The sequence below is a fragment of the Nocardioides marmorisolisilvae genome, from assembly GCF_031656915.1.
Taxonomy (GTDB): domain Bacteria; phylum Actinomycetota; class Actinomycetes; order Propionibacteriales; family Nocardioidaceae; genus Marmoricola; species Marmoricola terrisoli.
Window position 1 is genome coordinate 2,242,476 of sequence record NZ_CP134227.1, and the last position, 20,259, is coordinate 2,262,734.

The 20,259-nt window shown below is 73.2% G+C and carries 18 protein-coding genes and 2 riboswitches; of the genes, 7 read left to right on the forward strand and 11 right to left on the reverse strand.

The annotated features are described in order from the left end of the window. Positions 1 to 7: 7 nt before the first annotated feature. From cobF to nicT, 5 genes are all read left to right on the forward strand, one after another. The gene (gene cobF, locus Q9R13_RS10725; RefSeq protein WP_310961173.1) at positions 8 to 742 is read left to right on the forward strand and encodes a precorrin-6A synthase (deacetylating); all 735 of its coding nucleotides are present in this window, start codon (positions 8 to 10) and stop codon (positions 740 to 742) included. Then, positions 739 to 2,214, forward strand: coding sequence for a cobyric acid synthase (locus Q9R13_RS10730; protein ID WP_310961174.1), 1,476 nt, complete (start codon positions 739 to 741; stop codon positions 2,212 to 2,214). The genes cobF and Q9R13_RS10730 overlap by 4 nt, the downstream gene beginning before the upstream one ends. Next, positions 2,211 to 2,936, forward strand: coding sequence for a cobalt-precorrin-6A reductase (locus tag Q9R13_RS10735; protein ID WP_310961175.1), 726 nt, complete (start codon positions 2,211 to 2,213; stop codon positions 2,934 to 2,936). The genes Q9R13_RS10730 and Q9R13_RS10735 overlap by 4 nt, the downstream gene beginning before the upstream one ends. After that, positions 2,933 to 3,457 (forward strand): bifunctional adenosylcobinamide kinase/adenosylcobinamide-phosphate guanylyltransferase, encoded by a 525-nt coding sequence (locus tag Q9R13_RS10740; protein WP_310961176.1) that lies wholly within the window; start codon positions 2,933 to 2,935, stop codon positions 3,455 to 3,457. Before Q9R13_RS10735 ends, Q9R13_RS10740 begins: the two co-directional genes overlap by 4 nt. 179 nt (positions 3,458 to 3,636) lie before the next feature. Then, positions 3,637 to 4,776, forward strand: a complete 1,140-nt coding sequence (gene nicT, locus Q9R13_RS10745) for a Nickel transporter NicT (RefSeq protein WP_310961177.1) — start codon at positions 3,637 to 3,639, stop codon at positions 4,774 to 4,776. On the opposite strand, the gene Q9R13_RS10750 is transcribed toward nicT, so the two are convergent. The 6 genes from Q9R13_RS10750 to Q9R13_RS10775 are packed head-to-tail and all read right to left on the reverse strand — an operon-like array spanning position 4,707 to position 12,524. After that, on the reverse strand, positions 4,707 to 5,696 hold the full coding sequence (locus Q9R13_RS10750; protein WP_310961178.1) for a cobalamin biosynthesis protein: 990 nt from the start codon (positions 5,694 to 5,696) through the stop codon (positions 4,707 to 4,709). The two genes, nicT and Q9R13_RS10750, sit on opposite strands and share 70 nt — an antisense overlap. Further along, entirely contained in the window at positions 5,693 to 6,460 is a 768-nt protein-coding gene (locus Q9R13_RS10755; protein WP_310961179.1) for an adenosylcobinamide-GDP ribazoletransferase, read from the reverse strand. Before Q9R13_RS10755 ends, Q9R13_RS10750 begins: the two co-directional genes overlap by 4 nt. Beyond that, complete coding sequence (gene cobT / locus Q9R13_RS10760; protein ID WP_310961180.1) at positions 6,460 to 7,500, reverse strand: nicotinate-nucleotide--dimethylbenzimidazole phosphoribosyltransferase; 1,041 nt, start codon at positions 7,498 to 7,500, stop codon at positions 6,460 to 6,462. The genes Q9R13_RS10755 and cobT overlap by 1 nt, the downstream gene beginning before the upstream one ends. A 13-nt stretch (positions 7,501 to 7,513) precedes the next feature. Further along, a complete protein-coding gene (locus tag Q9R13_RS10765) occupies positions 7,514 to 9,946 on the reverse strand; it encodes a cobyrinate a,c-diamide synthase (protein WP_310961181.1) in 2,433 nt (810 codons plus the stop codon). Further along, positions 9,940 to 10,554 (reverse strand): cob(I)yrinic acid a,c-diamide adenosyltransferase, encoded by a 615-nt coding sequence (gene cobO, locus Q9R13_RS10770; protein WP_310961182.1) that lies wholly within the window; start codon positions 10,552 to 10,554, stop codon positions 9,940 to 9,942. Before cobO ends, Q9R13_RS10765 begins: the two co-directional genes overlap by 7 nt. Next, the gene (locus Q9R13_RS10775) at positions 10,554 to 12,524 is read right to left on the reverse strand and encodes a VWA domain-containing protein (protein WP_310961183.1); all 1,971 of its coding nucleotides are present in this window, start codon (positions 12,522 to 12,524) and stop codon (positions 10,554 to 10,556) included. Before Q9R13_RS10775 ends, cobO begins: the two co-directional genes overlap by 1 nt. Positions 12,525 to 12,572: 48 nt before the next feature. Further along, positions 12,573 to 12,654: riboswitch (cobalamin riboswitch) on the reverse strand. Between the two features lie 92 nt (positions 12,655 to 12,746). Here Q9R13_RS10775 and cbiE point away from each other — a divergent pair. Then, positions 12,747 to 13,976, forward strand: a complete 1,230-nt coding sequence (cbiE, locus tag Q9R13_RS10780) for a precorrin-6y C5,15-methyltransferase (decarboxylating) subunit CbiE (protein WP_310961184.1) — start codon at positions 12,747 to 12,749, stop codon at positions 13,974 to 13,976. On the opposite strand, the gene bluB is transcribed toward cbiE, so the two are convergent. The 5 genes from bluB to Q9R13_RS10805 are packed head-to-tail and all read right to left on the reverse strand — an operon-like array spanning position 13,951 to position 18,371. Further along, the gene (gene bluB / locus Q9R13_RS10785; RefSeq protein WP_310961185.1) at positions 13,951 to 14,607 is read right to left on the reverse strand and encodes a 5,6-dimethylbenzimidazole synthase; all 657 of its coding nucleotides are present in this window, start codon (positions 14,605 to 14,607) and stop codon (positions 13,951 to 13,953) included. The genes cbiE and bluB overlap by 26 nt on opposite strands. Further along, positions 14,607 to 15,356, reverse strand: a complete 750-nt coding sequence (locus Q9R13_RS10790) for a cobalt-precorrin-4/precorrin-4 C(11)-methyltransferase (RefSeq protein ID WP_310961186.1) — start codon at positions 15,354 to 15,356, stop codon at positions 14,607 to 14,609. Before Q9R13_RS10790 ends, bluB begins: the two co-directional genes overlap by 1 nt. Further along, a complete protein-coding gene (gene cobJ / locus Q9R13_RS10795; protein WP_310961187.1) occupies positions 15,353 to 16,873 on the reverse strand; it encodes a precorrin-3B C(17)-methyltransferase in 1,521 nt (506 codons plus the stop codon). The genes Q9R13_RS10790 and cobJ overlap by 4 nt, the downstream gene beginning before the upstream one ends. After that, positions 16,870 to 17,526: a precorrin-8X methylmutase gene (locus tag Q9R13_RS10800; RefSeq protein ID WP_310961188.1), complete on the reverse strand. Its 657-nt coding sequence runs from the start codon at positions 17,524 to 17,526 to the stop codon at positions 16,870 to 16,872. The genes cobJ and Q9R13_RS10800 overlap by 4 nt, the downstream gene beginning before the upstream one ends. Continuing rightward, positions 17,523 to 18,371 (reverse strand): nitrite reductase, encoded by an 849-nt coding sequence (locus tag Q9R13_RS10805; RefSeq protein WP_310961189.1) that lies wholly within the window; start codon positions 18,369 to 18,371, stop codon positions 17,523 to 17,525. Before Q9R13_RS10805 ends, Q9R13_RS10800 begins: the two co-directional genes overlap by 4 nt. 52 nt (positions 18,372 to 18,423) lie before the next feature. After that, a riboswitch (cobalamin riboswitch) is annotated at positions 18,424 to 18,614 on the reverse strand. Positions 18,615 to 18,722: 108 nt separating this feature from the next. On the opposite strand from Q9R13_RS10805, the gene Q9R13_RS10810 reads away from it, so the two are divergent. Then, complete coding sequence (locus Q9R13_RS10810) at positions 18,723 to 20,255, forward strand: hypothetical protein (protein ID WP_310961190.1); 1,533 nt, start codon at positions 18,723 to 18,725, stop codon at positions 20,253 to 20,255. Positions 20,256 to 20,259 lie beyond the last annotated feature (4 nt).

The window sequence follows — 20,259 nt, forward strand, 5'->3', positions numbered from 1 at the left end:
GGGCGACGTGAGAGTCAAGGTCCTCGGGATCGGGATGGGTCCGCAGCACGTGACCCCCGAGGTGGCCGGGGAGCTGCGGTCGTGCGACTACGTGGTGGCCGCCCGGAAGCGGGTCGACGACCGCCTGTTGGAGGTGCGCCGCGCCGTCTGCGAGCAGTACGGCGTCCCGCTGGTGGAGTTCGACGACCCCCAGCGCGACCGAGACACCGTGCCCGGCAACGGCCCGGCCCACTACGCCGACGCCGTCCGGGACTGGCACGAGGCTCGCGTCCGGTCCTACGAGTCCGTCCTGCGCGAACGTGGTGGCACGGCCGGGCTCCTGGTCTGGGGCGACCCGTCGCTCTACGACTCCGCGATCCGTGTCGTCGAACGGCTCGCCGCCCGGAACGACCTCGACTGGGACGTCGTCCCGGGCATCAGTGCCCCGCAGGTCCTCGCCGCGCGTCACCGCGTCGTGCTCCACGAGGTCGGCCGGCCCGTGCACCTCACCACTGCCCGCCGGCTGCGCGAGGACATCGCAGCCGGCCAGACCAACCTCGTCGTGATGCTCGGGGGCGCCCTCGCGCTCGACGGGCTGGAGGACTGGTCGATCTGGTGGGGGGCGAACCTCGGCACCGACTCCGAGGAGCTCGTGGCCGGCCGCGTCGGCGACAGGCTGGGGGAACTGGCGGCGGCACGGGCGCGGGCGAGGGCCGCGGCGGGCTGGGTCATGGACATCTATCTGCTGCGGGGCCCCGGGTGAGTGGACTGCTGGTCGCCGGCACCACCTCCGACGCCGGGAAGAGCGCCGTGACGACCGGCCTGTGCCGGGCCTTCGCGCGGCGCGGTGTGGCGGTGGCGCCGTACAAGGCCCAGAACATGTCCAACAACTCGATGGTCTGTGTCGCCGCGGACGGGAGCACCGCCGAGATCGGGCGCGCCCAGTGGGTGCAGGCGCTGGCCGCCCGGGTCAGGCCGGAGCCGGCGATGAACCCCGTCCTGCTCAAGCCCGGCAGCGATCGCCGCAGCCACGTCGTCCTGCTCGGTCATCCTGCCGGCGAGGTCTCCTCGGCCGACTGGCAGACGGGGCGCCGCCAGCTCGCTCGGACCGCACACGCGGCGTACGACGATCTGGCGACCCGCTTCGAGCTGATCGTGGCCGAGGGCGCCGGCAGTCCGACTGAGATCAACCTGCGCGCGGGCGACTACGTGAACATGGGGCTCGCGCGCCACGCCGGACTGCCCACGATCGTGGTCGGCGACATCGACCGTGGCGGCGTGTTCGCGGCGATGTACGGCACGGTCGCCCTGCTCGACGCCGCCGACCAGTCGCTGGTGGCCGGCTTCGTGGTCAACAAGTTCCGCGGTGATGCCGACCTGCTCTCGCCCGGCCTGAGGTCGCTGGAGCGCCTCACCGGCCGGCAGGTGTACGGCGTGCTGCCCTGGGACCCCACCTTGTGGCTCGATTCCGAGGACGGACTCGACCCGGGGAGCCGGCGCGCGGCGACCGGCGCGAGACATCGGGTGGCCGTGGTCCGGCTCCCGCGGATCAGCAACTTCACCGACGTCGACGCGCTCGGCCTCGAGCCCGACCTCGACGTCGTCTTCGTCTCCGACCCGCGCGAGCTGACCGACGCCGACCTCCTCGTCCTGCCGGGCACCCGCTCCACTCTGGCCGACCTCGCCTGGCTGCGCGACCGCGGGCTCGATGCCGCGATCGTCGAGCACGTCCGCCGCGGAAAGCCGCTGCTGGGCGTGTGCGGAGGCTTCCAGATGCTCGGGCGCACGATCGCCGACCCCTCGGGGGTGGAAGGCAGCCCCGGCGCCGAGGTCGACGGCCTCGGGCTGCTCGACGTACGCACCGACTTCGTCGCCGAGAAGACGTTGGGTCTCCCCGTCGGCGAGGCCCTCGGCGCCCCCGCGAGCGGCTACGAGATCCACCACGGACGGATCACCCGCGGCAACGGCGAGGACTTCCTCGGTGGGATGCGCACCGGCACGGTGTTCGGCACGATGTGGCACGGCAGCCTCGAGGGCGACGAGCTGCGCGGCGCGCTGCTGGGCGAGATGCTGGGGCGGCCGCCGTCCACCATCAGGTTCGCTGCCGCCCGAGAGGCGAGGCTCGACCGGCTCGGTGACCTGGTCGAGGGCCATCTCGACGTCGACTCCCTGCTCACCCTGGCTCGCGACGGCGTGCCGACGGTGCCCGTCCTGCCCCCGGGCGGCGTCCGGTGAGGCTCCTCCTGCTCGGCGGCACCTCCGAGGCGCGCCAGCTGGCGGCGCTGCTGGTCGCCCAGGGCATCGACGTGACCTCGTCGCTCGCCGGCCGGGTGGCCGACCCTCGACTCCCGGTGGGGAGGGTGCGCATCGGCGGCTTCGGCGGCGTGCAGGGGCTGCGGACCACGCTCCGGGAGTTCGACGCGCTCGTCGACGCCACCCACCCCTTCGCACGGGGCATGAGCGCCAACGCAGAGGACGCCTGCCTGACCGACGGCGTACCCATGCTGCGGCTGGAGCGGCCGGGCTGGGAGCCGGACCCGGCGTGGCACCTGGTCGACACCCATGAGCAGGCCGCCGAGACCGCCGCCGGTCTCGGGGCGCGGCCGGTCCTCACCGTCGGCCGCACGGAGCTCGCCCGGTTCGTGCCGCACCTCGGCACACACCCCGTGCTCGCCCGCGTCGTGGACGTCCCTGAGGTCGTCCCGCCCGAGAGGTGGACGCTGTTGACGAGCCGCGGTCCCTACACGCTGGACGGAGAGTTCGACCTGCTGCGCGGCCACCGGGCCGACGTGCTCGTGACCAAGGACTCGGGCGGCAGCTACACCCGCCCCAAGTTGGAGGCCGCGGCGACGCTCGGGGTGGCCGTCGTCATGGTCCGGCGCGCCGTACCCTCGCCTCGCGTGACCACCGTCCACGACGCCCACGCGGCGTTCGAGTGGGTCAGGGGCCTGGCGTGAGGGTGCTGGTCACCGGAGGAGCCCGCTCCGGCAAGTCCCGCCACGCGGAGTCACTGCTCTCCGGCTTCGACGCGGTCACCTATGTCGCGCCCGGGCCCACGACCGCCGAGGACCCCGACCCGGACTGGGCGGCACGGATCGCCGCGCATCGGGTCTCCCGCCCACGGGGCTGGACCACGCTGGAGACCCGTGACCTCGCCGCCGCGCTCAGCGTCGACGGCCCGATCCTGGTGGACTGCCTGGGCACCTGGCTGGCCGGCACCCTCGACGAGCGCGGCCTGTGGGACGAGTCGAGCGCGACGATCACGCAGATCGTGACCGCGCTGCTGGCTGACGCCGTGACCGCACTCGAGGACCGTGACGACGTCGTCCTGGTGACCAACGAGGTCGGCCTCGGCGTCGTCCCTGACCATCGCTCCGGCCGGCTCTTCCGCGACCTGCTCGGCCTGGTCAACCAGCAGGTGGCCACCGCCTGCGACCAGGTCCACCTGGTGGTCGCCGGGCGCGTGCTGACGCTGTGAGGGCCAGACACCCGGTAGGTTCGGCCTGCCCGGTCGCTGACCGGGTGGTCCAGACGGAGCGAAGCCGGTGAGATCCCGGCGCTGTCCCGCAACGGTGATGCCCCCTCGCGCCAGCGAGCGGGGATGAGCCCGGTCGCCTCCCCTGGGTCGCCGTTGTGACCGTCCCGAGGAGGATGGCGATGTCGCCCTCTGCTTCCACCGCGTCTGTCGGCACCAGCCGCGACGAGGACCCGCGGCGAGCCATGACCACGTGGAGCGCGAAGGACTGGCTCGGAGCAGGCGCGCTGCTGGCCTTCATCGTGCTGATGCACGTGATCGGCTTCGGGGTCCTGGTCCTCGTGGTCGCCCCGCACCACTACGGTCTGGGCACCGAGGTGTTCAGCGTCGGCCTCGGAGTGACGGCCTACACCTTCGGACTGCGGCACGCCTTCGACGCCGACCACATCGCGGCGATCGACAACACCACCCGCAAGCTGCGCAACGACGGCCTGCGGCCCACGTCGGTGGGCTTCTGGTTCGCGATGGGGCACTCGAGCGTGGTCTTCCTCCTCGCCGCTCTCGTGGCCCTCGGCGCCCACGCCGCCAACACCCTGGTCGACGACCGCTCGCCTGTGCACGAGGCGATGGGCGTGGTCAGCACCCTCAGCTCGGGCGCCTTCCTCTGCCTCATCGGCATCCTCAACGTGTTCGCACTGGTCGGCATCTGGCGCGTCTGGCAAGGCCTTCGCCACGGGCAGTTCGACGAGGACCGGCTCGAGGAGCACCTGCAGAGCCGCGGCTTCGTCGCCCGCTTCCTCAACGGGCTGACCCGGGCGACCCGGCGACCGTGGCAGATGTATCCGGTCGGTGTGCTGTTCGGGCTCGGGTTCGACACCGCCACCGAGGTCGCGCTGCTGGTGCTGGCCGGGTCCGGGGCTGCCGCCGGGGTGCCGTGGTACGCGATCTTGGTGCTGCCGCTGTTGTTCGCGGCGGGAATGAGCCTGCTGGACTTCCTCGACGGGCTGCTGATGAGCGTCGCCTACGACTGGGCGTTCCTGAAGCCCGTGCGCAAGGTCTACTACAACCTGGCGATCACCGCGCTCTCCGTCACCGTCGCGCTGCTCATCGGAACCATCGAGATCGTCAGCGTCCTCCACGACCACGCCGGCTGGGTCAACCCGGTCACCGACCGGATCACCGAGCTCAACCTCAACAACGTGGGCTTCATCATCGTGGGGCTGTTCGTCCTCACGTGGGCCGCCGCGATCGCCTACTGGAACATCGCCCGGGTCGACGACCGGTGGGACCACGTCGACGCGGCCCGGCCGGCCGAGGACTGAGCACGCCGGGTCGAGCACGCGAACGCCACCGCCGCCAGCGCGGCACCGTGGCCGACCCGACGAGCGAGCACCGTGGCCCGACTGATGTCCGCCGCCTGCGCCGGGCGCCCCGAGCTCGTCACGGGCCGATGCTCGATCCGGCCGCCGTCGTACGTGTTCGTGCCGCCCAGGCGGACGCCGAGGGCACCGGCGAAGGACGCCTCGACGACGCCGGCGTTGGGGCTGGGATGCCCTGCGGCGTCGCGGTGCCAGGCACGCCATGCGGCGTGGGGGTCGCCGCCGAGGGCGACGGCCAGGAGAGCGGTCAGACGGGAGGCAGGCAGGTTGACCAGGTCGTCGAGCCGTGCCGACGCCCAGCCGTAGCGCTGGTAGCGGTCGTTGCGGTGGCCGACCATCGCGTCGAGGGTGTTGGTCGCGCGGTGTCCGAGCAGACCGGGTACGCCGGCGACGGCCCCCCACACCAGGGGTGCGACGACCGCGTCGGAGGTGTTCTCCGCGACGGACTCGACCACCGCCCGCGAGATCTCCGTGGGCCCGAGGCGACGGGTGTCGCGTCCGACCAGATGGGTCAGCCGTTGCCGCGCCGCGACGAGGTCGTCGCCCTCGAGGAGCCGCCCGACCGCAACCGCCTCACCCTCCAAGGACCTGCCGCCCAGCACGACCCAGGTGGCCACGGCAGTGACGAGCACGCGTGCCGCCGGATGGCCGGCGAGTCGCTGCGCACCCGCCCCGAGGGCGACCGCTCCCCCGGCGAGGACGGCCGTGTGGACCAGGCCACGGGCGCGGGAGTCGGCGTACAGGCGCCGCTCGACCGCCGCAGCCGTCGTACCGAAGCCGGCCACCGGGTGGAGGCGGGCAGGGTCTCCCAGCAGCCGGTCCGCGGCATAGCCGAGCGCCAGGCCGAGCGCACGGGCCCTCATGCCAGCGCCACCAGCAGCGTCGCGAGAGCGAGCTCGATGCTCGCCCCGAAGACGTCACCCGTGACGCCGCCGAAGCGGCGGACGGCCCGGTCGACCACCAGCGACGCCACGGCGAGCGCCAGCAGCGCCCCGACCGCTCCGCGCCACCACGCCAGCCCTGCCCATGAGGCCGCCACCGACACGACGGCGGTGCCAAGGACCCACACCAGCGCGGCTGCCGCGCGCGGGACCGACTGGGTGTAGGTGTCGCCCAGGCCACCGGGACGTGCCGACGGCACCCCGCGCAGGCAGCACACCGTCAACGCGGCCCGGGAGACGCAGAACGCGACGCCGGCGAGGACGCCGGCACGCAGCGGCTGGGACGCCGACACCATGCTCGACAGCGCGGACACCTGGAGGCCGACGACCAGGACGATCGCGGCCACGCCGGCGGGACCGGAGGTGCCGGACTTCATCACCGCAAGCGACCGGTCGCGGTCGTAGGAGGCCGCCATCCCGTCGACCGTGTCGGCCAGGCCGTCGAGGTGGAAGGCCCGGTTGCCGACGACCGCAGCGCCGATGCCCAGCAGGGACGACACCAGCGGCGGCAGGCCGAGGTCGTGCGCGACGACCAGGACCAGGACCAGAGCGATCCCGAGTGGCATCGCGGCCACCGGCGCCAGCACCATGGCGACGCCGGCGCGACGTCGGTCGACGAGGATCGGCGACCTGACCGGCACCGCGGTCAGCGTTCCCAGCGACAGCCTCCAGGCATCGCGCAGCATCAGGGCATGAGTTCGGACAGCAGGGCGACGTCACGGAGCAGTGCCACCGCACTGCGCACGACGGGCACCGCGGCGACCGCGCCGGATCCCTCACCGAGCCGCAGCCCCAGGTCGAGCAGGGGCTCTCGTCCCATCTTCGCCAGCGCAAGGCTCTGCGCCGGCTCGGTGGAGCGATGGCCGGCGGCGTACCACGCGACGGCACCGGGCTCGATGCGGTCGGCGGTCAACGCGCACGCGACGCTCATCAGGCCGTCGAGCAGGACGGGCACGCCGTCCTGCGCCGCGGCCAGCAGGTAGCCGGTCGCCGCAGCGAGGTCGGCGCTGCCCAGCGCGGTCAGGGTCTCGATCGGGTCAGCGATCCGCGTGCCCGTCCGAGCCAGCGCCGCGTCGATCACCTCCGCTTTGCGCAGCAGTCCGGCGGCGTCGATGCCGGTGCCACGGCCCACGACCTCGGACGCCGGAACCCCGAGGGCCGCCGCCACGAGCGCTGCCGCGGGCGTGGTGTTGCCGATGCCCATGTCGCCGCTGAGCAGCAGCTGAGCACCCGCGGCGATCTCCTCGCGTGCGACCCGCGCGCCCGCTGCCAGTGCCGCGGCCGTCTCGTCGACGCTCAGCGCATCCTCGAGATGGATCGCGCCGCTCCCCCGGCGGACCTTGTGCTCCATCAGCGCCGCCCGGGTCACCTCGTCGAGGTCCGCGAAGTCCTCGTCGACCCCGAGGTCCAGCACCCGTACGGCGATGCCGTGCGCCGCAGCCAGCGCGCTGACGCCGGCCCTGCCGGCCACGAAGGTACGGACCATCGCACCGGTGATCGCGGGAGGGAACGCCGAGACGCCGTGGGCGGCCACGCCGTGGTCCCCGGCGAAGATCACCAGGCGGACGTTGTCGATGGGGCTGGGAGGCACCTGGCCCTGGCAGCTGGCGACCCACACGCCGAGCTCGCCGAGCCTGCCCAGGGCGCCGGGTGGCGTGGCGAGGGCGGCGAGCCTCTTGGTGGCGTGCGCGCGGGCGATGTCGGAGGGAGCGGAGACGTAGGGCATCGGCATTCCTGTATCAGTGGGCGGGTAATGGGAGACGGATCCGGTCGAGCGCGGCGAACAGGTCGGCGGTCCGGGCGGGCGGACGAGCAGCGATGCGGACCCAGGAGTCATCCAGGCCGGGGAAGGTGTCGGCCCGGCGTACCGCGACGCCCTGGGCACGCAGCGCCGCGTGGGCACCCGCGCCGACCCTGGCCAGCACGAACGGCGCGGCCGACGGCACCTGGACGATCCCCCGCCGGCGCAGACCATTCTGGAGGTCGTCGCGCCAGCGGGCGAGGTCGACGGCCCGACGGCGGGACTCCGAGACAGCAGCGCCGCCCGAGCACGCCACGATGGCCGCGATCGCCGGGGCCGAGACCGACCATGGCGTCTGCCGCGCCGACAGCTCATCGACGACGGAGGACTCACCGACGACGTACCCGACCCGGACGCCCGGGATGGACCAGTGCTTGGTGAGGCTGCGGACGACGACCAGCCCGTCCAGCCGCTCACCGACCAGGGACTCGCGCTCGTCGGGGACGGCGTCCATGAACGCCTCGTCGACGACCACCAGGCGACCGCGCCGGCGCAGTCCGCGGATCAGCGCGGCCGGGTGCAGGACCCCGGTGGGGTTGGTCGGGTTGCCGATCACGACGAGGTCGGCCTCCTCCGGGACTGCGAGGGGATCCAGGCCGAAGCCGTCCTCAGGGCGGCACAGCACGGTGGTCACCCGACACCCGGCCTGATCGAGGGCGACGTGCGGCTCGGTGAACTGGGGGTGCACGACGACGGGCCGGCGCCAGGGTCGCAACCTGGCGACCAGGGCGAAGGCCTCAGCCGCGCCGGCGGTCGGCAGCACCTCGTCGGGCCGCCGGCGGTGCTGCTCGGCGATCGCCAGTCGGGCCGGCTCGGGATCCGGGTACGCCGTCGAGCCGTCGACGCCGCCGTACAGCGCGTCGAGGAGCCACCGCGGCCGTTCGCCGGCGTACACGTTGACGGCGAAGTCGAGAAGCCCCTCCGCGGTCTCGCGGTCGCCGTGGTGGCGCAGCGGGTCGGGCGGCCCCGCGACGGCAGCAGCCGAGGCGCGGCGGCGCTCCACCAGCGCTGGCGCGCGACCGTGCGGCACCGCTGCGTGGACGGCGTCGGCGAACCGCTGGGCAAGGTGCGGATGTCCCGCCCAGTGCACGTGCAGGTAGGACGCATGCCAGGTGTCCGTGGTGAACCCGGTCGCCTCTCCGTCGACCAGCCACGCGGGCCGGTCGCCCTCCGCCGGGACCGCCCGGGTCCGGTGGAACTCGTGCCCGGTGACCTGCTCGCCCGTCCGGGTCAGCAGCGAGTCCGACGCGGCGGTGGCCACCGGGTAGCGCAGCGTGAGCCGGTCGGACATCGCCGTCGCGGCCCGGACCACACCGGCCATCGGCACGTCGTGCAGCGTCTCGGCCAGGTACAGCAGGCCAGCGCACTCGGCCACGGTCGGTACGCCGGTCACGACCGCAGCGTGCAGGTCGTCCAGCAGGGCCCGGTTGGCCGCAAGCTCGTTGACGTAGACCTCCGGGAAGCCGCCGCCGAGGTAGACCCCCTGCGTGCCGTCCGGAAGCGCGGGGTCGACGAGCGGGTCGAAGGTGACCACCTCGCACCCTGCCGCACAAAGCAGCTCCTCGGTCTCCGGGTAGCGGAAGGTGAAGGCGCGACCGCCCGCCACGGCGACCACGGGGCGGGAGGCCGACGCGGGCGTGACCTCGCGGGCCGGGTCCCAGGGCAGGGCGTCGAGATCCACGGCGCTGCCGGCCACGGCAACCAGTGCGTCGAGATCGAGGTGGCGCGCGACCTGCTCGCCGAGGTGTGCGACGAGCCGTGCCGACTCCTCGCGCTCGTCCGCCGGCACCAGGCCGAGGTGGCGGGCAGGAGCGCACAGCCCGTCATCACGGGGGAGGGCGCCGAGGACTCGGAGCCCGGCACGGTCCATGGAACGGACGATCTCGGCGAGGTTCGGCGCCGAGCCGGTCCGGTTGAGGATGACCCCGGCGATCTGGATCCGGTCGTCGTAGGCGGCCATCCCGGCTGCGATCGCGCCCGCGGATCGGGAGAGCTTCGCGACGTCGAGGACCAGGACCACGGGCGACTGGGTCAGCACGGCGAGGTGCGCGGTCGAGGAGAACCCGTCCGTGCCGAGCCGGCCGTCGTACAGGCCCATCACGCCCTCGATGACGGCCAGGTCCGCCCCCGCCGCACCGTGCAGGAGGAGCGGCACGATCCGCTCCTCGCCGACCAGGTGCGGATCGAGGTTGCGACCGGGGCGGCCGGTGGCGAGTGCGTGGTAGCCGGGATCGATGTAGTCAGGTCCGACCTTGTGTCCACTCACGACGTACCCGGCGGAGCGCAGCGCCGCCATCAGCCCGGTGGCGACGGTCGTCTTGCCCTGGCCGGTCGACGGGGCTGCCAGGACGAGGCGCGGAAGGGCTACCACTCGATGCCCTTCTGCCCCTTCTGACCGACGTCCATCGGATGCTTGGCCTTGATCATCTCGGTGACCAGGTCCGCGGCCTCGATCAGCCTCGGGTCGGCATGCCGGCCGGTGATCACGACGTGCTGGTGACCGGGCCGGTCCGCGAGGGTCGCGACGACCTCGTCGACGTCGACCCACCCCCACTTCATGACGTAGGTGAACTCGTCGAGGATCAACAGGTCGTGGGTCTGTCGGACGAGACGGCTCTCGATCTCCCGCCAGCCCTCGCGGGCGGCGGTCTCGTGGTCCTCCGCCTCGCCCTGCTTGCGGGTCCACGACCAGCCGGAGCCCATCTTCTGCCAGTCGACCGACCCGCCCTCGCCGGTCTCCTCGTGGAGGCGGCCCAGCCGCTCGAGGACGGTCTGCTCGCCGATGCGCCACTTGGCGGACTTCACGAACTGGAAGACCCCGATGCTCCAGCCCTGGTTCCAGGCCCGCAGCGCCAGCCCGAAGGCAGCCGTCGACTTCCCCTTGCCGTCGCCGGTGTGCACCATGAGCAGAGGTCGGTTGCGCCGCTGCCTCGTGGTCAGGCCGTCGTCCGGAACGGTCAGCGGTTGCCCCTGCGGCATCAGGCTGCTCCCCTCGTGCTGCTGCGCACGGTCGTGGCCAGGGTCTCCGCGCTGACGTCGGCAAGGGGCAGGTGCTCGCCCCGCAACAGCACGGCAAGACGAACGGCGAGACCCAGGCGCATCGGCCCGCTCTCCCCGTCGACGACGACCGTGGCGATGCCGAGACCGGACAGGTGCTCTGCCGCTCGCTGCGACCGGATCACCGCGTCGGGGCCGCCGGTGGCGCGGCCGTCGGTGACGACCACGAGCAGCGGCCGCAGCGACGGGTCACGCAGCCGCTCTCGCAGCAGCACCCGGGCGGCCTCGAGGAGACCCTCGGCCAGCGGCGTGCGTCCGCCTGCAGGGAGGTCGTCGAGGCGTGCGGCGGCGATGTCGACCGAGCGGGTGGGAGGCAGGGTGAGCTCCGCGCCGCTACCGCGGAAGGTGACCAGGCCGACCTTGTCGCGGCGCCGGTAGGCGTCGAGCAGGAGCGACAGGATCGCGGTCTTCACCGCGGTCATCCGCTTGCGCGCGGCCATCGAGCCGGACGCGTCGACGCAGAAGAGCACCAGGTTGGCCTCGCGGCCCTCTCGTACGGCGGTGCGGACGTCCTCGACGCGCAGCTCGACCCGACCGGTCGTGCGGCCGCGGGCAGCCTGCTTGCCGGCGGCTGCGCGCAGGGTCTCGACCAGATGGACCGACCCGTTCCGGCTCACCGTCTGGCGGGCGCCGATCCGCCGCCCGCTGCTGGAGATCGCTCGACTGCGACGACCGGGGGCTCCCTCGCCGAGCCCCTCGACGTCGAGCAGCTTCGGGCGGTACGGCGTGGTCGCGGCCACGGTCGTGCCGCCCGCACCGGCCGGCGCCGGCACCGGTCGGCCGTCCGCGTTCGGGTCGGGCGGCGGGGTCTCCGCATCCTCGGTCTGCTCGGGCCGGTCGGTGATCTCGGCCGGCTCGCTCTGGTCGCTGCGGCCCTCCTCCGTCTGCTCCGCCTGCGCGGTCGACCCCGCACCGTCCGGCGGCATCGGGGGGCCGTCCTCGGGTGGCCCGCCCGACTCCGGCGGCTCGGGCGGCAGCTCGTCGTCGCCGAGGATGCGGTCGAGGAGCTCCTCGTCGAGGCCGGGCGCATCGAACGGGGAGCGGCGTCGTCGGTGGGGCAACGCGAGCTGGGCGGCCCGCCGGATGTCGGCCTTGGTGACCTCGTCGCGACCCGCCCACGCCGCATGCGCCACCGATGTGCGTGCCATGACGATGTCGGCGCGCAGTCCGTCGACCTCGAACGCGGCACAGACCTCGGCGATCGTGAGCAGGCCCGGATCGGTGAGCCGCACCTTGGCGAGCCGCTCGCGCGCGGTCTCGATCCGGTCGATGAGCGCGTCGTCGGCGGCCCGGTAGCGGGCCGCGAAGGCGACCGGGTCGGCGTCGTACGCCATCCGACGGCGGACGACCTCGGCGCGCCGTTGCAGGTCTCGGGGCGCGGCAACCTCGACGGTGAGCCCGAAGCGGTCGAGAAGCTGCGGACGCAGCTCGCCCTCCTCAGGGTTCATGGTGCCGATGAGCACGAACCGGGCGGCGTGCTCGACCGAGATGCCGTCGCGCTCCACGGTGACCCGCCCCATCGCCGCGGCGTCGAGGAGCAGGTCGACCAGGTGATCGTGCAGCAGGTTGACCTCGTCGACGTACAGGACCCCGCCGTCGGCACGAGCCAGCAGGCCCTTCTCGACCTCCACCCTGCCGTGGGCGAGGGCCTGCTCGAGCTGGATCGAGCCGACGATGCGATCCTCGGTGGCGCCGATCGGCAGCTCCACCAGCGGCGGCAGGCTCGCACCGAGCGCCCGCACGGCCGTGGACTTGGCGGTGCCCTTCTGGCCGCGGATCAGGACGCCGCCGATCTCTGGCGAGATCGTGGTGAGGACCAGGGCGACGCCCATGTCGTCCAGCCCGTCCGCCTCGCAGCCGACGACGGCGGAAAAGGGATAGTGCACCGGCATGTGAGGCTCCCGCTCGATTCGCCAATCAGGTTGGTCGGGCGCGGGGCCGGTCTTCGGACTTGCCGAGTCCCTCCCTGTCGGGGGCTCGGTTCACCGCAGCGGGCCTGTGCCGGAGTCTCACCGGCTTCCCAGATTCTCCCCGCCCGCCGTCCCCGCCGTTTCCGACGGTTGGGCCGTTGGGGCACCTCGTGCCTGTCGGCGCTCACGATAGCGTCAGGCTCCGTGCCAGGAACACCGCACCCGTCCACCGCAGCCACCATCATTGTCATCGGGATCGGTGCCGACGGCTGGTCGGGCCTCAGCGACGAGTCGCGTCACCACGTGTCCCGGGCGAGCGTCGTCCTGGGTGGGCCGCGGCATCTGGCGCTGTTGCCCGAGGTGGCCGGCCAGCGCAGACTCCCCTGGCCGCGCCCGCTGCGCGCCGGTCTTCGCGAGCTGCTGGCCGGGCTCGAGGGCGCCGTCGTCGCGCTGGCGTCGGGCGACCCGATGGTGTCGGGCATCGGGTCGACGCTGGTCGACGCGCTGGGACCGGACCGGGTCGTCGTCGTCCCGGCGGTCTCCTCGGTGGCCCTGGCCCGCGCCGAGATGCGCTGGCCCGCGGAGTCGCACGCGACCGTGAGCGTGGTCGGCCGCGACGTCTCCCTGGTACGCCGCCAGCTCGCCCCCGGACGCCGGATCCTCGTACTCTCCGCCGACGAGCACACGCCGTTCCAGGTGGCGCGACTCCTGGTCGACGCCGGCTACGCGCGGTCCCTGGTCACGGTGCTCGGCGACCTCGGGTCCGAGCGGTCGACCGTCGTGGGTCCTCGGGCCGCGGCCGGGCTGGTCGACGACCACGGCGATCTCCCCCGCCTCAACGTGGTGGCCGTCGACTGCGTGGGCCCGCACCTGGGCGGCTGGGTCGCCGGGCTACCGGACGACGCCTTCGAACACGATGGCCAGCTCACCAAGCGGGACCTGCGGGCGTCGGCCCTGGCCCGGATCGCGCCGGCCCCGGGAGAGCACCTGTGGGACGTCGGCGCCGGTGCCGGGTCGGTCGCGATCGAGTGGATGCGCGCCGATCCGACCTGCACCGCCACCGCGGTCGAGGCCGACGCCGAGCGGGTCGCCCGGATCACCCGCAATGCCTCGCGCCTGGGCGTGCCCGGTCTCCAGGTCGTGCACGGGACGGCGCCCGAGGCACTCGCCGGGCTCCCCGCGCCGGACGCGGTCTTCGTCGGCGGCGGCGCGACCCGGGCCGGGGTGGTCGACTCGGCGATGGCCGCGCTGCGCCCCGGCGGCCGGCTGGTGGTCCATGGGGTGACGTTGGAGACCGAACGTCTCCTGGCCGTGCTCTATGCGGAGCACGGGGGCGAGCTGACCCGCCTCGGCGTCGAGTCCGTTGCCCCGATCGGGTCGTTCACCGGCTGGGCGCCGGCGCGCACCGTCACGCAATGGGCGCTGATGCGCTGATGTCGATCGACCGACGACCGTACGACTCCTGGTGGACGACGCTGTCCAGCGGCGAGCGGTGACGCCAGCCGCACCTCTCGAGGTCGGGTGCGTCGGGCAGCTCCGCGACCTCGCCGACGCACAGCCAGGCGACGGGGCGTATGTGCTCGGGCATCGCGACCAGGTAGCGCAGGAACTCCTCGCGGTAGAAGCTGACCCAGCCCACGCCGAGGCCCTCGGCGGAGGCGGCGAGCCAGAGGTTCTGGATGGCGCACACCACCGAGTAGAGGCCGGCGTCGGCGATCGCGTGGCGACCCAGCACGTTCGGGCCGCCGCGGTCCGGGTCGTAGCCGACGACGACGCCGAGCCCGGACTCGCGGATCCCCTCGATCCGGATCCGGGAGAACGTCTCGGCGCGCTCACCGCTCAGGCTGGCTGCGAAGACCTCGCGCTCGGTCGCGACGTGGTCGTGGAACGACGCGAGCCGAGCGGGGTCGCGGACCAGCACGAAGTCCCACGGCTGCGAGAGGCCCACGCTGGGCGCTGCGTGGGCTGCGGACAGCACCCGGGTGAGGACGTCCGGCGCCACGCCCGCGCCGGTGAACTCGCGCCGGGTGTCACGGCGGCGGTTGATGACGTCGTAGAGGTCCATCAGTGCTTGCTGCTCCGATCGCGTTGGGAGGCGTAGAGCCAGGACTCGCCGCCGTCGTTGGCCAGCGCACGGCCGACGAGGATGACCGCGGCCCGTCGCAGTCCCGCGTCCTCGACGGCATCGGCGATGTCCGCGACCGTGCCGCGCAGCACGCACTGCTCGGGCTGGCTCGCCCGGTGCACGACCACGACCGGGCAGTCGGCGCCGTACTGCGGCGCGATCTGTGTCATCAGCGCGCGGACCCGCGTGATGGCCAGGTGCAGGACCAGGGTGGCGCGCGTGGCCGCGAACGCCTCGAGCGACTCGGTCCGGGCCATCGCGCTCGACCGGGCCTGGGTCCGCGTGAGCACCACCGATTGGGACACGAGCGGGACGGTCAGCTCGGACCCGATGACCGCAGCCGCGGCGGCGTACGCCGGCACGCCGGGCGTGACGTCCCATGCCACCCCGGCCTCGGTCAGCCGTCGGCCCTGCTCGGACAGTGCGGAGTAGACCGAGGGATCACCGGAGGTCAGCCGCACCACAGTGCTGCCTCGGCGCGAGGCTGCGACGAGGTGCCCCACGATCTGGGCGAGGTCGAGATCCTGGGTGTCGACGAGATCGGCGGTGGGACTGCAGTGCGCCAACACCTCCGGGTCGAGATAGGTCCCCGGATAGAGGACGACGTCTGCTTGCGCCAGCAGCCGTGTCGCTCGCACGGTGAGGAGGTCGGCCGCACCCGGTCCGGCGCCGACGAAGTGCACGGTCACCGGGGGGCCTCGTCGGTGGAACGCGGCGTCCAGACCCGGCCGCCCGCGACCCGGGTCGAGCTGGCGCCCACGATGAGCAGGCACTTCATATCGATGGTCGCGGGGTCGAGCTCGGCCAGCGTCGTGATGGTCAGCGACTCCTCGGCTCGTCCGACGTCACGGCCCACCACCACGACGGTGTCGGGCTTGCGGTGCTCCAGGAGCACGTTCCTGGCGACGGCGACCTGCTGCATGCGCGAGCGTGAGGCGGGGTTGTAGATCGCGAGCACCAGGTCCGCCTCGGCGACGGCCCGCAGCCGCCGTTCGATGAGCGCCCACGGCTTGAGGCGGTCCGACAGGCTGACCACGGCGAAGTCGGCCCCGATCGGAGCACCGGCCCGGGCCGCGACCGCCTGGACGGCGCTGACACCGGGCAGCACCCGGACGGCGACGTCCGGGTAGGCCTCGGCCGCCTCGAAGACCGCGGCCGCCATGCCGAAGACCCCGGCGTCTCCGCCGGAGACGACCGCGACGCGCTCCCCCGCCCGGGCAAGGTCGAGCGCTGCGCGGGCCCGGTCCAGCTCGACGGTGTTGCCACTCGCGTGCCGGGTCAGGCCGGCGCGCTGCGGTACGCGGCCGACGTACGGTCCGTAGCCGACGACGTGGTCGACGCCTGCCAACGCCTCGGTGGCCTCGGGCGTGAGCCACTCGTCGCGACCGGGCCCGAGGCCGACGACGAGGAGCTCCGCAGGGGCCCCGTTCACGATCGCATCCGTCGGCGGCGCCGGGACGGACCGCATCCGCGTCATGCTCGACCCGGTCGCGGTGTCGCCGGGAACGACGATCAACGAGAAGTACGGCACCGAGTCGGGATCGACATCGGCGACGGGCAGCCACCGCTCCTCGGCCTGGGATGCCCGCTCGACGTACCAGGCACCGTCCAGGCGCCCGGCCTGCGCCAACGCCGAGCGAACCCTCGGGAACAGCCGACCGAGCTTCATGATGACGGCCGCGTCGGTATCTGCCAGCCGCCGGGCCAGCTCGGGCTCGGGAAGCGTGCCGGGCAGGACGGTGAGCACGTCGGTCTGCCGCACCAGCGGGGTCGAGACCGCCGCCGTCGCCGCCGAGAAGGCCGGCACCCCGGGAACGACCGAGGTGTCGTAGACGTCCTTGAACCGGTCGTGGAGATACATCGAGGAGCCGTAGAACAGCGGGTCGCCCTCGGCCAGCAGGACGACGTCGCGATCGGCGCCGAGGTGGGCGGCGAGCCTGGCCGCGCACGACTCGTAGAAGTCCGCCATCGCGCCGACGTACCCGCCGGGGTGGTCCGTGGTGCCGGTCGTGACCGGGTAGCGCAGCTCCTCCTCGATCACGTCCGCGGGGAAGTACGCGGCGGCGATCCGCCGCGCATGGGAACTCCTCCCGACGCCCGCGTGGTAGGCGACGACGGCAGCCTCGCCGATCACGCGGGCAGCCTTGATCGTAAGGAGCTCTGGGTCGCCGGGTCCGATCCCGACGATGGTGAAACGGCCGGTCATTCGTCCTCCTGGGCCAGCGCATTGAGAGCCGATGAGGTCATCGCCGAGCCGCCGCGACGCCCCTGGACGGTGACGTAGGGGATGTCGATGCCGTGGTCGCGCGTCAGGTCGACAAGGGCCTGCTTCGACTCGGCCGCGCCGATGAACCCCACCGGACAGCCGACGACGGCCGCCGGCCGCGGTCCGCCGTCGAGGATCACTTCAAGGAGGCGGAACAGTGCCGTGGGGGCATTGCCGATGGCGACGACCGCGCCCTCGAGCCGGGGCTCCCAGAGCGAGACGGCCGCGGCCGTCCTCGTGGTCCCCCACTCCCTCGCCAGCGTGGGCACGCGAGGGTCAGCCAGGAGGCAGACGACGTCGTTGTCCGCGGGCAGTCGGCTGCGAGTGACGCCGGTCGCGACCATGGTGGCGTCACAGAGGATCGGCGCACCGGCGGCCAGCGCGGCTCGGGCGGCGTCGACCATCCGCGGGTGGACGAGCAGATCCTGGGCGAGGTCGACCTGCCCACTGCCGTGGATCATCCGTACGGCGAGCCTCTCCGCCTGCGGCGGCACCCCCGAGAGGTCGGCCTCGCGGCGGATGGTGGCGAAGGAGTCGACGTAGATCGCTGGGCCGTCGTCGACGTAGTCGTAGTGGCGACGTGGACGCTTCATGGTGTCCTCTCCTCGGGAATGAGCAGGCCGCGCCATGGCGTGACGACCACCGTGTCGACGCCCGCGGTGTACCGCTCGACGGCCGCTCGGTCGAGCCGACCCCCGGGCGCCTCGACGTGGACGCCGCCCCCGACCTCGCCGTACCGGAGCGGACCGGTCGGCTCCGGCACCCTCGGGTCACGGTCGACCGGCGCCAGCAGCGGCTCGACGAGCTCGGCGACGTGCCAGGCCGCGGCCGGTCCGGTCCCCCGCGCGTCGAGGAAGCGACCGGCCAGATCGGCAAGTCGCGTGGCAGCGTCGCGGAGCGGCAGGCGCGGCCCCCAGCCCGTCCCCACCCGGAGCTGGACGAGGTCGGCATCGAGCACGCACAGGCCGAGATCACCGCTGCGGTCGAGCACGTCGCCCCGGCCGTCATCGAGCACGAAGAGGAAGCGGCCCGGCAGGTCGCCCAGTCGCGGGGAGGCGCACAGGAGTCGGTCGAGCTCGGCAGCGACCGGCCGGAGATCGGCACGGCCACCGGCCAGGCCCGTCTGCGGCGAGACCATCACGTTCCGGACGAGCTCGTGCGTCCGGGTCGGGACCAGCCCGGTCGACTCGATCGCACCGAGCGCGTCCGCCCGTACGGCGCCATGGTCGACCGGCAGCCCGCGGATCTGCAGGTTCGCCCGGGTCGTGAGGTGAACGTGCCCGTCACCGAACCTCTCGGCAACCTCCGCGACCGAGCGGAGCGCCACCGCGGGGACCCGTCCGCCGACGAGCCGCAGCCGAACCAGCAACCCGTCATCGGCGGGCCACGGGCGCAGCAGTCCCGGACACCGGTCGCGCCGATCTCGGTGTGCTGTCACGGCTACCTTCTGGCCAGGGACCCTTGCGCGGGGCCCGCGTACGACCTGGCGGCGGTCGCCACCAGCACCAGCAGGTCTTCGGACTCGGGATCCTCCGGCGCGGAGCGCCTTCCCGGAGTGACCTCCAGTGGCTGCCGTTCGGCGTGCTCCGCCCGTCACCCTCACCGCTGCGCGTCAGTCCCGGATTCTCACCGGGTTCCCTGACCCCACGAATGGAGTTCGACTGGCCCACCCACCCTACGACGCGGGCAGGTCGACCCCGAAGATCGGGTCCGGGGTCGACGCGGCCGTGCCCGGGCCGCACCGACCGCCGCGTCACCCATCGGTGATGGTGGGCATGATGGGCGTCCTATGACACCCACCCTCGTCTACCTCCACGGCATCGGGACCGAGCACGACGATGCGTGGCGCGACGTGCTGAGCGACGCGTTGCTCGAGGCGGGCTATCCGACTCTGTACGACGGCGTCGACTGCCGGGCCCCCAAGTACCCGAACACGTTGCGCTATCCCAGCGACGAGCACCATCCTCTGCCGCCGCAGACGATCGCTCCCCTGTCGCACACCGAGCGCGAGGAGGTCCGGTGGCGAGTGGAGCGGGCCACCGCGGAGCTGGAGCGCGCCCTGGGCGCGCACGTCGTCGGCAGGGGCATGCCGTTGGCCGCGGAGACCGTCCCGGCCGTGATGAGGGCCGTGCCCCAGGCCCGGCGCTACCTCGAGGACGACGCCACCCGCGCGAACACGCTTCACCGGGTGCTGGCCGACCTCCCCCGGTCCGGGCCGATCGTGGTGCTGGCGCACAGCCTGGGCACGGTCATCGCCGCCGACCTGCTGACCCGCCTGCCCACGTCGATCGACGTCGTCGGCATGATCACCGTCGGCTCGCCGGCGGGGCTGCTCGCGGTGCATCGGGGAAGTGACCGTCTCGAGGTGTTGCGCGAGCCGCCGGCCACGGTCGCCTGGTGGGTCAACATCTGGGGCGCATCCGACCCGGTGACGGGCCTGCAGGGCATCTCGGCGCGGTTCCCGTGGGTGCTCGACATCGCGCTGCCCGGGGCGCGGCACCCGATGGAGAACTACCTGGGCTCGACCACGGTCGCCTGCGCCGTGGGACGAGCGATGTTCGGCAGCCGCGCCCGCGAGCTGTCCGTTCCCGTCTCGCTCCCCGAGCCGGAGGTCGATGACGCGGAGCTCGGCGCCTACCTGTTGCTGACCTACGGTCACTTCGTTGCCGAGCACCTTCCGGCCAAACATCAGCAACGCTTCCTCGGCGCGCTCGCGGCCGTGCGCGCTGACGTCACCTCCCGCTTCGGCCTGACCGATACCGGCACGCCTCCCGACCCGGCCCGGCTGCGGACCCTGTCCAAGTCGACGGCGTTGATGCCGATGCTCGGTGTGGCGATGACGAACCCGGTCGCGCCGTACGACAGCGTGATCAGCACTCGTGCTCGACGAGATGCTCTGCACGACCTCGCTGTGTGGATCGGCCTCTACAGCGGTTACGGCGGCACCCTGCAACGCGCACTCACGCAGGCATCGATGGCGATCGCACCGACCTGGGCCGACCGGATGTGGCTGCGGCCGCGGAGACCACGACGGCCCGAGCGGCTCGATCCGGTGGAGCTGACCGCGATCCGCCTGGTCGCTGCCGAGCTCGTGCGGCAACGCGAGGGCCTCGACTCCGACCCGCAGGTCCATGCCGCACTGACCCGGGCCCACACCCAGATGAGGGAGGACCGCATCCAGCTCTCCGAGCACTCCGCTCCGCACGGGCCCGCGGTCCGGGTGCTCGACCGGCAGATCCGCACGCTGGCACGAGCAGTCCGCGCGCTCGACCGGCGAGGGCTCACCCCGACCACCTCCGGGGCGGACCTCCAACGCCGTTGATCGG